The following is a 13,062-nucleotide window of genomic DNA, read 5'->3' as shown; positions in this document are numbered from 1 at the left end:
TGTATTAGGCATGCCGCCAGCGTTCGTCCTGAGCCAGGATCAAACTCTCCAATAAAGTATTGAAAAGAGCGATAAGCTCATTTTGAATCTGACGAGATTAAAAATCTCATTTGTGCTCTAGTCGATTCAAGCCAAGGCTTGTCTCAAACTTTCGCGTTCATTCTGCAAGCAGAATGTTTACTCACTCGTTGTTCAGTTTTCAAAGATCAAACATTCAATTTAGTGCTGTTTTTCATGTTGTCGTCGTTTCAGCGGCGACTTTTATAATATATCATGTTGAAGTTCTCTTTGCAAGCATTATTTTTTTCGGTTATTTTCAATCGCTTTATTTTCGTGCTTGTTTCAGTGAACTGCTCCTAAAAAAGGAACGAAAATTAATTTACCATATGAAATCAGATAGGTCAACCCTTTTTCGACAAAAAGTATGAACCCCTTAACAATTTCACATTCTCATGGTTCAGAGGTACAGCACCCACTATTAAGAGCCGCACCTCACTTCCACTATTGTAAATCGAATATATGACCAACTTCAGCATTACGGCTTCGACTTTTTCAGCTTCCCACCTCTTGCATACTTGGACAACTCTTTTGGCGGGGCAAAGCGTGCATACATGCGGAACACAGTCTTATATCGGCTCGCGATAGCATATTTGATCTCTTGGTCAAGACGATTATCACTCAGATCGAACAGCATTTCATCTAATTCTTTACGCAGCACATAGTCTAGTTCCTTGCATTCCTTCTCGTTAAACAACATACCCAGCATTAGAGTTCTCCTTTTTGTGCATAGCCTCTTTATCACACTTACAGAAGTTCCATGCAGCACCTCGTGCATTCGCTTTTTGTAGTGCTACTGGAACCCGTTTTATTGTTATGGTCAACTTTCTGAAAATTTATGAATGCCAACCATCACAAAATTTTATCCTCTCACCAGAGTATACGTAAGTGTGCTTTCGATGATTGCTGCAACCAGAAGCAAGATGACAACCCAGAAAGATGCCGTTAACGTCCTATTCATGAATGCTCTCCACCGGGTACCCATCGTATTTCGCTTGTCACTTCCAAGTTGTACAAGGCTTTTGATAACCAGACCACCAAACTTCAGTCCGAAGGCGCAAGCAATAATAATGACCGGAATCTCAATAATGCCATGCGGAAGTAAACCTTTAACCACAATATCATAGAAGCTTGCTCCATAATTCATCGTGGTGTGCACCACAAATCCAAGGACCATCCCATTGATCAGCAGGAAGATGACAGGCAGAATACCGAAAAATATGCCGGCATAGATGACAAGTACACTTTTGATGGCATTATTGAAAAAGATGAACAGGAAGAAGTTCCACTGCACATTGCCCCCCTGCTCCAGCCGTTCACTGACTTCACGTAATCCTCCGATTTGGTTCAACAATAGTTCTTCCAGTGGCCCTGTACTCACCCATCCTGCCCCTATACCAACAACAAATAAAACTACGGACCAGATTAATGCACTGCGGATGGAACCAAGATCTCTAAGAAATGTACTGAATTTTAACATAATAACCTCCTGTAGAATCTAAAATGATGGACAAACAAGGTTCCGTTACGAATAACTGGGGAGTACGAGCATACATTGGAGAGTAAACAAGCATTTCTTATGGGAGAGGGGCGCTTATTGAAATGAACTCGTTCTATGTATTTAGCGGCAAAAAGATTAAACGGTACCTGATTGTCCTCGTTGCTGCCATCTTTGCGATCGGTATTATTTATCTGGAGAGTGGCAATGTATCCGTATTCTCGGAGGAAGCACCATCAGCCGTCTACAGCGTTCCAACCGAGAAGAAGGTAATTGCACTTACCTTTGACATTAGCTGGGGAGATAAACGGACAGAGCCAATTCTGAAAGTTCTTCAGGAAAATAAAGTGCAGAAGGCAACCTTTTTCCTTTCCTCCCCCTGGAGCAAGACACACCCCGAAATTGTTACTGCCATCAAAGAGGCAGGATATGAAATTGGTAGCCATGGTCACAGACATGAGAACTACAGTAGCCTGACTGAGGAAGAAATTCGCAAAGAAATTTCGACAGCTCATAGCATTTTAACCGATTTAACGGGAAAAGAACCGAAATTACTACGTCTGCCCAACGGGGACTTTGACAAGCGAGTGCTTCAGGTAGCCAATAGTCTAAATTATCAGGTTGTGCAGTGGGATACCGACTCCTTGGATTGGAAAAACCCTGGTGTACAGACCATTGTTGATCGCGTGGTTAGTAAAGCACATCCGGGTGACATCGTACTGCTACATGCAAGCGATTCTTCTAAACAAACTCATGAGGCCCTCCCTGTCATTATCGACAAATTAAAAAACCAGGGCTATGAATTCGTAACCGTGTCTGAGTTGCTTAACCATTCCAGTGTAGAAGGTAAGGAAGTTCGTGATCAAGCCAGTGGTCAATGATTACTAGATTATTTGAGCTATAGCTCAAATAGGTGCGTAAAAGTTGAAAAGAGCTAACCAGGTTAGCTCTTTTTAGTATGTTTTTTATGCAAAATGAATTCTATGCTTGGCTTTCTTTCAACTGTTCTGCCTTTCCACTTACACTCCGGTTCGTCGATACATCCACCAGCCTGTGCAATATCAGCATTTGGTATGCATTACATAGGAGCAAGGGAACCACAATAAATATGGTTGCAGCATTCACATCAATACGTAATACGCCGATCGTCTCCACTATGGTGACGGCAATCATGAAAAAGAGTGTAGGTACAAGCGCGGAGATATGAGTCAGCTTTACTTTAACGTAAGCGGTAACAATTGCAGCTGCCAAAATAATGATACCCAACACAATATCCGATATGCGCTCCCGGTCTCCCCCAACAAACAGACGTAAAAACATCACGTCAAGCAGGGCTAACACCGTTAGTACAATCTGCACGATCTGCCAACCGCGCTTTGGAAATACACCTTTACCCATATAATTCAATATCAGATATGCAAAGAAACCCATTTGTGAATACACGCTGATCATAACCCCTGATCCAAATAGGATCAAAAGATACAGAAGAAAATCATTTAATCCATTTGTTTTCTCCCCGTTCACCAGCATCATAATCAATCCTGTACCCAATGCTCCCGCGGCCCCGATAAGCAAGGCTGTCCAAAACAGGAAAAACCATCTACGTAAATTCAAAAGTTTTCCACCCCCGAGTGTTTATTTTACCAACCTTCTCAGCAAAAAACCATCATTGCTCAACATATTTCCCCCTTTCCCATCACATACTACATCCAGTATCTAATCAAGGAGGGATTGTACACATGAAACGGCCTTTGTGGCAGCTATGCTGTGTCGTACTGGGGCTATCCGTCATGCTTGTCGGCTGCGGTTCAGATCAGAGTTCTTCGCCTCCTCAGGGCAGTTATAAAGAGATGAAAACAATGGTTGTAGATATTTTGAAAAGTGACGAAGGCAAGAAAGCGGTGGAGGAAGCTCTTACAGGTCAAAGCTCATCCAGCGGAAGCAGCGGTTCTGAAGAAGGCGGCGGTTCGGGTGGCGCTTCAGGATCCATTGGTATGAAAATGTTAATGCCTGTGCAATCTTCGGAACAAATACGTATTGCAGTAAAAGATACCATCACAGCTCCCGAATATAAGAAGGAGTTCGAAAAGATCATGACTGATCCGCAGTTTGCGGGTGAATTTGCCAAAGTGATCAACGCACAAAGTAAACAGCTTCATATGCAATTGATTAAAGATCCCACATATCAAAAGTCTGTTGAAGCCATCATGAAGTCACCTGAGGTATCCAAGATGTTCATGGATATGACGAAGACTCCGGATTATCGTAAACAGACGATGACTGTCATGCAGGAAGTGATGCAAAACCCGTTGTTCCGCATGGAAGTACTCACTTTGCTCAAGAAGGTAGTACAGGACGAATTGCAACCTAAAGTGGAAAGTGGCGGACAACAGGGGCAAGAGCAAGGCGGACAGCAAGAGGGTCAGGGCGAAGGTGGTAGTGATGGCGGAGATGGTGGAAGTGGAGATTCTGGCAGCGGTGGAGGTTCATAAACAGTAGATGTTGGTATATTACAGAAACTGAAAAGCCTGCATCCGAATGGTGGACGCAGGCTTTATTGTATTTATAACACTCATACCATTAGAATTTGGATTCAATGGACCGGGCAACTTCATCGTAGATAGCCCCTATACGGGAACCTGCTTTGTATACAGAAGGTGAAAAATCAGGCTCGGAAGGATGATTATCCGGTGTGCCTAATGGAATCTGGGCAAGCAAGCTTGTATGCAGACTTTCCGCAAGTCTTCCCCCGCCTCCACGACCAAAGACATAATCCTTCTCTCCGCAACTGCCACACTCATAGTAAGCCATATTCTCAACCACACCAAGTAACTCATGGTCGGTCTGAATGGCCATCGCACCCGCACGCGCTGCGACAAAAGCTGCTGTTGCATGCGGCGTGGTAACGATGATTTCCTTGCTCTGTGGCAACATCTGATGCACATCCAAAGCAACATCTCCCGTTCCTGGTGGCAAATCCAGTAATATATAATCCAATTCGCCCCACTGGACATCCGTAAAGAATTGACGCAACATCCTACCTAACATGGGTCCACGCCAGATTACCGGATTATTCTCCCGAATAAAGAAGCCCATCGACATGACTTTAACGCCGAAACGTTCAACCGGTTGAATAACGCCATCTTCAACGACCGGATATTCTTCAATCCCCATCATGTCGGGTACACTGAAGCCATAGATATCCGCATCAATCAAGCCCACTTTCTTGCCTTGTCGTGCCAATGCTGCAGCGAGATTAACGGTTACCGTTGATTTACCAACGCCACCTTTACCACTGGCCACAGCAATAAAACGAACACCTGATTCAGGACTTAACAACTCATGTCCATCTAGACCCGCTGCGTGACCTTTTACGAGCACTTCTTCCCGATCTGGCTCATCATCGGGTTGTCCCATATTCAGGCTCTCACGATCATGCTCAGAAGCTGCACGCACACGAATATGTACATCCTTCAGTCCGTGCTGGGACAACAGATTACGCGCTGCATCACTCAAGGCTGTTGTATCCTCAGGTCGATTTTCCAGTGTCACTATGGTCAGAGCCACATGATTTTCTTTCACCATAATATCTCGAACCCATTCCAGTTCGGTCAGACTTACTCCCAATTGCGGTTCTTGTAATGGCTGTAATAGTTCAAGTATCTGTTCTTTTGATAACATCAGACAGCACCTCAGCTTTATCTATTGGCATGTAATTAGGTATGCTGATCCAATTATATCATTACCTTTCTTGTTCTGACTAACTTTTAGGCCGTTCTCCTGAGGAATATCTAAGAATTCCATTATAGATCGAAGCAGCTACCTTGCGTTGATAAGCTTCGTCGGCAAGCATACGTGCCTCTTCCGGATGAGAAAGGAAACCTACTTCTACCAACGCTGAAGGGATCTTCAGAGCCTGTAACAGATAAACCGTATTCACCGTTTTGGCGATTCGATCTGTATTCTCCAGATTACGAACCATCTCTTGTTGAAGCAGATTAGCCAAACTTTCGTTATCCGGATGGTTAGTTGTATAGAAAACCTGCGCTCCACTCCATCGGTTGGAAGGGACACTGTTCATGTGAATGCTAATAAAGAGATCTGCTTGCTTATCCTCTATCCGCCGTACTCTTTGTTTCAGATCTTCCGTCTTGCGTTTAGAGTACCCCTTGGTGTCCGATTCTGCCAAATCAGTGTCTATTTCTCGTGTCATCACCACTAAGGCCCCTGCCTGTTGCAAATAATCTCTCACATACAGGGCGATAGACAGGTTGATATCTTTTTCAATAACCCCCTGTTTACTTACCGCTCCTCCATCTGGACCTCCGTGTCCTGCATCAATGGCAATGACTTTACCCGCCATCGGCAAACTCCAATAACCTGACGTCTTGGCGGAAGGCAGCTCATAGGACATTACCGCCACTAACATGGCCAGCAGACAGAGGCTCAGCATGACCCTTTTGAGTGTTTTTAACCTAATCCAGACTACAAAGTGTTTCCCCATATTTTTACGCATAAAAAAACCACCTCGTCCCTATAAATGACTCTAATCATCTATATGGGACAAGATGGACAAATATACCGCTAGGACCGGACTTGCTCCGCCATTCCTTCAATCAGCACCTCTGCTACCTCAGGACGTGTAAATTCAGGTGGAGGGCACTGGCCGTCACGGAGCAACCCGCGTACTTTGGTGCCGGAAAGCGCCATATGATGTTCTTTATCATGTGGGCAAGTTTTGCTGGATGCCATGTTTCCACATTTGGTACAGAAGAAACTATGTTCGAAGAACAACGGAGTGATCCCCAGTTCCTCTGCTGTAAAGTTAGTAAAGATCTCCTGTGCTTCATATGTTCCATAATAATCACCCACACCCGCATGGTCACGACCAACAATAAAGTGAGTACACCCGTAATTTTTGCGAACCATCGCATGGAAAATAGCTTCACGTGGTCCGGCATACCGCATCGCTGCGGGGAACACACCAAGGAACGCACGATGAGCCGGGTAATAGTTCTCCAGTAATACCAGATAACTCTTCATCCGAACATCTGCGGGAACATCGTCGGACTTCGTCTCTCCCACAAGCGGATTCAGGAAGAGTGCGTCTACAAATTCCATAGCGCTCTTCTGGATGTACTCATGAGCCCGATGGACCGGATTAAGTGTGTGAAAACCAACTACCGTCTTCCAACCCTTCTCCTGAAAAATCTTCCGGGTATCTGCAGGATCATAATAGAATTCTTCAAATTTCGAAGGTTTTGGACGGTTCAACACTTGGATTGGACCTCCTACGTATGTTGCAGGGCGCTCCAACAGTTTTTCAACACCAGGACGCTCGGGATCATCTGTTTTGAATACACGCCGGGCTTCTTCACCCTGATCCACCTGGGACTTCAAGCAATCCATAAGTGACTCCATCTTGATCACCAACAAGTTTCACACGTTCACCAATCTGGAGGGATGCGGCTTGTTTATCGTCAACAGCAAGTGTGATTGGTATACTCCAGGCTGTTCCATCGGCGAGACGCATGCGAGACACCACCGAAAGGTAATCTTCCTCATTCAAGAAACCTTCAAGTGGTGAGAACGCACCCACACCAATCAGATCCAAATCTGATATCGTCCAGGTATTAATACGCAAAGAGGATAAGTTTTTACTGTCTTGCAACAATTGCTCCCGTTCTTCTCCTTGTACGATACGCTGAACCAGCGTACCTCCATGTGGCAGAATCGATGTCATCTTGTCAGTTCCTTGTGTATCTATTATTTATGAAGGCCACATTCCGTTTTATCATTACCAGACCAGCGTCCAGCACGAGGGTCCTCGCCAGGCATAACCTGACGTGTGCAATGCTCACAGCCAATACTCGGGTAGTTCTGATCATGTAGAGGATTATATACAACGTTATTGTCACGAATATATTGCCATACATCCTCCGTCGTCCAATGTGCAATCGGATTAAACTTCATCAGGCCAAATTTTGAATCATACTCAACCTTCTTGGAGTTTGCACGAGTTGGTGCTTGATCTCTACGAATACCTGTAATCCATGCATCATACTGAGAAAGAATTCGTGTTAACGGTTCGACTTTGCGAATGTTACAGCACGCATTGGGATCAGACTTCCACAACTCTTCACCGTGTTGAGCTGCCTGCTCTTCCGGAGTAATCTTAGGTGACACGCGTACAAATTCAAGGTTGTAGTTCTCTTGCATCTTATCACGTGTTTCATATGTTTCTTTGAAGTGGAAATCAGTATCCAGATAAAAAATATCTGTGGATGGGCTGATCTTCTGCAACATATCTACAAGTACAACATCTTCCGCACCAAAGCTACATGCAAAAGTGATATTAGGAAATGTTTCAATAGCATAACGAATAATATCCTCTGGACTAGCATGTTCCAGTTCCTCTGCCTTCGTCCGTGCCAATTCTTCTTTCTCCAACAAGTTCATCTGTGAATTTCCCCCATTCTGCATTTCAATACATCTTAAAGCCGACTAATCTAATATGAATTATGTTTAGTATAAATCTTTCAATGCGGATGTCAATGCCTGCCATATGGTAAAATAAATCAGTTTTTGCCCATTTTTGATTGTCGCTCTACACAATATTTTGGTTCAATTTATCCATTTCTCAGTTCATGAGACAAAAACAATGATGTTGGTCCAAGTCATTGGTCAGATGATAATACATCTCTTCGGCTTGGAAAGTTTTGCTGCCGCTAGGTTTGGACAGTTCTTGCAGGCAAAAGCAGCATCAAAAAATGACTAGTCGATTAAAAATAAAGAAAAAGAAGATGAAGTTTTAAAGGGAGGTGAGTGACAACATATATCGATTGATATGTAAGGGACTTTTATCGTTTCCATAAGAAATACTGATGAGACTTGCAGTAAAGAATTAAGTGCAAAACCAGTAAACCAAACGCTTTAAGAAATCCAGCGTAAGCGCCAATTGATGATTTTATAAGAAGGTGTTGATCGTGTGGTGACCGATGGGTAAGCGCAAAATGAATGATCTAAAACGATTAGAGAGGTTCAGTAAGATGTAGATGTATTAACGTACATATTATAGGGCTGTATTGAGGGACATTAAAAGAAGATTGAAAAGGCAATGAAGGAAAAATGCACAAGCATGTGGAGAGACATCAGAGTGATGAGAGCTATTGCAAAACATATATAGTATAAGGTTGAATGGTCATGAATATATAAAAAAGCCTTTGACCGAGGCCAAAGGCTTTTAATATTAACGTTTGGAGAACTGAGGTGCGCGACGAGCCGCTTTAAGACCGTATTTTTTACGCTCTTTCATACGTGGGTCACGAGTCAGGAATCCTGCTTTTTTCAGGGATGCACGGTATTCCGGATCTGCTTTCAACAGAGCGCGGGAGATACCATGACGGATTGCGCCGGCTTGACCGGAGATTCCGCCACCATGAGCAATAACAAGAACGTCATAGTTGTTGAGCGTTTCTGTCAAGTTCAGTGGTTGTTTTACGATCAGTTTGAGTGTTTCCAAACCGAAGTATTCATTAATATCACGTTTATTGATGACAATGCGTCCTTCACCCGGTACAAGGCGAACACGTGCTACCGAATGTTTACGACGACCTGTCCCATAGTATTGTACTTGTGCCATGAAACTGTCCTCCTTTTAATTAACCGCGAAGTTCGTAAACTTCTGGTTTTTGTGCTGCATGTGGATGCTCAGTGCCTCTGTACGCTTTAAGTCTCAACTTCATTTTCTCGCCCATGCGAGTTTTAGGAAGCATACCGCGAACAGCCAATTCCAACATACGCTCAGGTTTGTTTTTAACCATCTCTTCAGCAGTAGTTACTTTCAAACCACCTGGGTGCATAGAGTGACGGTAGTATTTTTTACCTTGCATTTTCTTACCAGTCAATACGATTTTCTCAGCATTGATGATAACAACGAAATCGCCAGTGTCCACATGTGGAGTGAATTGTGGCTTATGTTTGCCGCGAATCAAAGCAGCTGCTTCGCTCGCCAAACGTCCGAGGGTTTTGCCTTCAGCATCAATGATGTGCCATTGGCGCTCAACTTCGTTAGGCTTCGCCATGTACGTAGTACGCATGAAAAGTTCCTCCTTAAAATGTTCAAAATCATCATTTTCATTTATCTTCGTTCGTTAAGTTATAACTTTAGGTGTTGATGGATTGTAAATTTGATGTGAACCTCTTAATTGGGGCTGTGGGAAAGCCATTAAGAAAACACAACTTTTATATTACATGATAGGCGATTAAATCGCAAGTGTTAATTAAGCTTTTCACTCACCAAATTTAATCTTTTTTGTATTCAAGATCCCAGAGCATTAAACCGCAGCTAACTGCAGTAGGTCCTGCAGCAGATCGATTACATGCAGCAATCATATTCGGTACATCAGAGGCTTTCCGTTTGCCCTCTCCGATCTCCAGCAGTGTCCCAACAATAATACGAACCATATGCTGCAAAAAGCCGTTACCACTCACATAAATGTGAATGACACCCTGATCGCGCGGATGGTCTCTGCACATTGATCGGTCCACTTCCATCCATGCTTCGTATACCGAACGGACATGATTCTCTTTCTGAGACTTGCGTGAAGCAAAAGAGGTGAAATCATACGTCCCTATGAAATGTCGTAAGCCCTCCTGCATTGCCATAATATCAAGCTTCGCATGATGATGATATTGCAGTCTTCTGTTGAATACATCCGGGAATTGATTCGCATTGACTGTATAACGATACGTTTTCTTTTTCGCTGCATAGCGAGAATGAAAATCAGCCGAAACTTCAATCGCATCAATAACGACAATATCGGAGGGTAATCTGGAGTTGAGTGCAATACACCAACGTTCAATCGGGATCTGGGACTCCGTAGGAAAATTGAAGATTTGTCTGCGGGCGTGAACACCTGCATCTGTTCGGCCTGAACCTGTAATTTTAACCTTCTCACCGGTTAAAGCACGAATCGCATCTTCAAGATGATCCTGAATGGTATTCCCACCCGGCTGTACTTGGAAGCCGTAATAGGCAGTGCCATCATAAGTTAACGTCATACATAAGTTCCGCATTATTACCACACCTTTGTTCCATACTATACATATCCCTATCCCGAACAGCAAAAGAAGCCCCTTACGGAGCTTCTATTACAGCACGAATTCCGAAATGAAGAGAAAAAAAGGGTTAATCCAGAATCGTTGATTCTGTCCCCTTTCCTCATCTCATCTGTTTTACGCGCGGTCTACCAGTTCCAAGTAAACCATTGGCGCTGCGTCACCACGACGAGGTCCCAGTTTCAGGATACGAGTGTATCCACCTGGACGCTCAGCGTAACGACCGGACAATTCGCTAAACAGTTTTTGGATTGCATCTTGCTCACCATCGATAGTTTCGCGGCGAACATAAGCTGCCACTTGGCGACGGGCATGAAGATCTCCCTTTTTCGCTTTAGTGATCAGTTTTTCAGCAATAGAGCGAACCTCTTTTGCTTTCGCTTCAGTTGTCTGAATGCGTTCGTATAAGAACAGGTCGGTTACCAGGTCACGGAACAAAGCTTTACGTGCGCTGGAATTACGGCCCAACTTTTGGTATGCCATTGTTTTCCCTCCTTCACTTCAAGCACTCGGCTGTCTATTCTTCTGTACGGAGTCCCAAACCAAGTTCCTCAAGCTTCTCTTGAACTTCTTCCAAAGACTTGCGTCCGAGGTTACGGACTTTCATCATGTCTTCTTCCGTTTTCGTAGTCAGCTCTTGCACGGTATTAATACCGGCACGTTTGAGGCAGTTGTAGGAACGAACAGAGAGATCCAGCTCTTCGATCGTCATTTCGAGTACTTTTTCTTTTTTGTCTTCTTCTTTTTCGACCATGATCTCTGCATCTTTCGCTTCGTCTGTAAGACCCACGAAGAGCATCAGATGCTCAGTCAAAATTTTAGCGCCGAGGCTTACAGCCTCTTCAGGACGAATACTTCCATCAGTCCAAACTTCCAACGTGAGCTTGTCATAGTTGGTCACTTGACCGACACGCGTATTTTCCACAGCGTAGTTAACGCGACTGATCGGGGTGAAGATGGAATCGACTGGGATGACGCCGATCGGCTGGTCATCGCGTTTATTCCGATCTGCCTGGACGTAGCCGCGACCGCGATTGGCAAAAATACGCATGTGAAGTCTCGAACCTGGTCCGAGCGTAGCAATGTGCAAATCCGGGTTAAGGATTTCCACATCGGAGTCAGCACGGATATCTCCAGCCGTAATTGCTCCTTCGCCTTCAGCATCAATCTCGAGCACTTTCTCCTCATCAGAATGAATCTTAAGCGACAAAGCTTTCAGGTTAAGAATAACCTCCGTTACATCTTCCATTACGCCAGGAACTGTAGCAAATTCATGCAGAACGCCATCGATTTGAACCGAAGACACTGCCGCACCCGGCAGTGACGAGAGCAAGATTCGGCGAAGCGAGTTTCCAAGCGTCGTACCGTATCCGCGCTCAAGCGGTTCTACTACGAATTTCCCATAGGTGCCATCATCGTTGACGTCTACCGTCTCAATTTTCGGCTTTTCGATTTCAATCACTGCAATACCCCTCCTTCAAAACGTCGGTCCTCTATGAAACATTTACCTTCTCTTGCGAAAACATGTAGTAGTATGCCTAAACAACCATTATTAGCAGATTGTGCCGGAAATATACCACACGCAGGGGCAAATCTCATTAGACACGACGACGTTTTGGAGGACGGCATCCGTTATGCGGGACTGGAGTTACGTCTTTGATCAGGTTAACTTCAAGACCAGCAGCTTGCAAAGAGCGGATCGCTGCTTCACGGCCTGCGCCTGGTCCTTTAACCATAACCTCAACGGCTTTCATCCCATGTTCCATTGCAGCTTTGGCAGCAGTCTCAGCAGCCATTTGTGCAGCAAACGGAGTCGATTTACGGGAACCTCTGAATCCGAGGCCGCCGGAGCTTGCCCACGAAATTGCATTTCCGTGAGGATCCGTAATAGTAACGATAGTGTTATTGAAAGTGGAACGGATATGCGCCACGCCAGATTCAATATTCTTACGGTCACGACGTTTAGTACGTACGACTTTTTTCGGTTTAGCCATTTTCTCTTATCCCCCCTTATTATTTCTTCTTGTTCGCTACTGTACGACGAGGACCTTTACGAGTACGAGCATTCGTTTTCGTACGTTGTCCACGAACAGGCAGACCACGACGATGACGAACTCCACGGTAACAACCGATCTCCGTCAAACGTTTAATATTCAAAGAGATTTCTCGACGCAGGTCACCTTCTACTTTGACCTCTTTATCGATACTTTCACGCAATTTGCTGACTTCATCTTCCGTCAAATCACGAACACGAGTGTCCGGATTGATGCCTGTTGTGCTCAGAATTTTCTGGGAAGTCGTTTTACCGATTCCGAAAATATAAGTCAAGGCGATCTCAACGCGCTTATCACGTGGCAAATCCACACCAGCTATACGTGCCATTTTAC

General features: G+C 44.4%; 15 protein-coding genes and 1 pseudogene. 2 read left to right on the top strand and 14 right to left on the bottom strand.

The features are described 5' to 3' along the window. Positions 1 to 535 precede the first annotated feature (535 nt). Both BLS69_RS31235 and BLS69_RS31230 read right to left on the bottom strand, forming a co-directional pair. Positions 536 to 766, bottom strand: coding sequence for a hypothetical protein (locus BLS69_RS31235; RefSeq protein ID WP_017692114.1), 231 nt, complete (start codon positions 764 to 766; stop codon positions 536 to 538). A 153-nt stretch (positions 767 to 919) separates the two neighbouring features. Beyond that, positions 920 to 1,537, bottom strand: coding sequence for a stage II sporulation protein M (locus BLS69_RS31230; RefSeq protein WP_091039183.1), 618 nt, complete (start codon positions 1,535 to 1,537; stop codon positions 920 to 922). Positions 1,538 to 1,659: 122 nt separating this feature from the next. Here BLS69_RS31230 and pdaB point away from each other — a divergent pair, with 122 nt between their 5' ends. Next, positions 1,660 to 2,436: a polysaccharide deacetylase family sporulation protein PdaB gene (pdaB, locus tag BLS69_RS31225; RefSeq protein WP_091039181.1), complete on the top strand. Its 777-nt coding sequence runs from the start codon at positions 1,660 to 1,662 to the stop codon at positions 2,434 to 2,436. 100 nt (positions 2,437 to 2,536) lie between these two features. On the opposite strand, the gene BLS69_RS31220 is transcribed toward pdaB, so the two are convergent. Further along, on the bottom strand, positions 2,537 to 3,169 hold the full coding sequence (locus tag BLS69_RS31220; RefSeq protein WP_091039179.1) for a KinB-signaling pathway activation protein: 633 nt from the start codon (positions 3,167 to 3,169) through the stop codon (positions 2,537 to 2,539). Between the two features lie 125 nt (positions 3,170 to 3,294). Here BLS69_RS31220 and gerD point away from each other — a divergent pair, with 125 nt between their 5' ends. Continuing rightward, positions 3,295 to 4,047: a spore germination lipoprotein GerD gene (gene gerD, locus BLS69_RS31215; protein WP_091039177.1), complete on the top strand. Its 753-nt coding sequence runs from the start codon at positions 3,295 to 3,297 to the stop codon at positions 4,045 to 4,047. Positions 4,048 to 4,135: 88 nt separating this feature from the next. Here the strand turns inward: gerD and BLS69_RS31210 are convergent, their stop codons facing one another. The 11 genes and pseudogenes from BLS69_RS31210 to rpsM form a co-directional block, all read right to left on the bottom strand. Then, complete coding sequence (locus BLS69_RS31210; protein ID WP_091039175.1) at positions 4,136 to 5,236, bottom strand: Mrp/NBP35 family ATP-binding protein; 1,101 nt, start codon at positions 5,234 to 5,236, stop codon at positions 4,136 to 4,138. A 79-nt stretch (positions 5,237 to 5,315) separates the two neighbouring features. Then, complete coding sequence (cwlD, locus tag BLS69_RS31205) at positions 5,316 to 6,071, bottom strand: N-acetylmuramoyl-L-alanine amidase CwlD (protein WP_091039174.1); 756 nt, start codon at positions 6,069 to 6,071, stop codon at positions 5,316 to 5,318. A gap of 68 nt (positions 6,072 to 6,139) precedes the next feature. Next, positions 6,140 to 7,298 (bottom strand): annotated as a pseudogene (gene sat, locus BLS69_RS31200) (sulfate adenylyltransferase). 23 nt (positions 7,299 to 7,321) lie between these two features. Then, positions 7,322 to 8,014: a phosphoadenylyl-sulfate reductase gene (locus BLS69_RS31195; RefSeq protein ID WP_091039173.1), complete on the bottom strand. Its 693-nt coding sequence runs from the start codon at positions 8,012 to 8,014 to the stop codon at positions 7,322 to 7,324. A 790-nt stretch (positions 8,015 to 8,804) separates the two neighbouring features. After that, complete coding sequence (gene rpsI, locus BLS69_RS31190; protein ID WP_017692105.1) at positions 8,805 to 9,197, bottom strand: 30S ribosomal protein S9; 393 nt, start codon at positions 9,195 to 9,197, stop codon at positions 8,805 to 8,807. A gap of 19 nt (positions 9,198 to 9,216) precedes the next feature. Next, entirely contained in the window at positions 9,217 to 9,654 is a 438-nt protein-coding gene (rplM, locus tag BLS69_RS31185; RefSeq protein WP_024633564.1) for a 50S ribosomal protein L13, read from the bottom strand. A 205-nt stretch (positions 9,655 to 9,859) separates the two neighbouring features. Next, on the bottom strand, positions 9,860 to 10,633 hold the full coding sequence (truA, locus tag BLS69_RS31180) for a tRNA pseudouridine(38-40) synthase TruA (RefSeq protein WP_076216861.1): 774 nt from the start codon (positions 10,631 to 10,633) through the stop codon (positions 9,860 to 9,862). Positions 10,634 to 10,792: 159 nt separating this feature from the next. Further along, on the bottom strand, positions 10,793 to 11,158 hold the full coding sequence (gene rplQ / locus BLS69_RS31175) for a 50S ribosomal protein L17 (RefSeq protein ID WP_017692102.1): 366 nt from the start codon (positions 11,156 to 11,158) through the stop codon (positions 10,793 to 10,795). Positions 11,159 to 11,192: 34 nt separating this feature from the next. Next, positions 11,193 to 12,137 (bottom strand): DNA-directed RNA polymerase subunit alpha, encoded by a 945-nt coding sequence (locus tag BLS69_RS31170; protein ID WP_017692101.1) that lies wholly within the window; start codon positions 12,135 to 12,137, stop codon positions 11,193 to 11,195. Between the two features lie 136 nt (positions 12,138 to 12,273). Continuing rightward, positions 12,274 to 12,669 (bottom strand): 30S ribosomal protein S11, encoded by a 396-nt coding sequence (gene rpsK, locus BLS69_RS31165; RefSeq protein WP_017692100.1) that lies wholly within the window; start codon positions 12,667 to 12,669, stop codon positions 12,274 to 12,276. Positions 12,670 to 12,688: 19 nt separating this feature from the next. After that, on the bottom strand, positions 12,689 to 13,057 hold the full coding sequence (gene rpsM / locus BLS69_RS31160) for a 30S ribosomal protein S13 (RefSeq protein ID WP_062329455.1): 369 nt from the start codon (positions 13,055 to 13,057) through the stop codon (positions 12,689 to 12,691). Positions 13,058 to 13,062 lie beyond the last annotated feature (5 nt).

It is taken from the genome of Paenibacillus sp. CF095 (assembly GCF_900101225.1).
Taxonomy (GTDB): Bacteria; Bacillota; Bacilli; order Paenibacillales; family Paenibacillaceae; genus Paenibacillus.
Note: the sequence above shows the minus strand (reverse complement) of the source record. Positions and strands in the feature narration are given on the sequence as shown.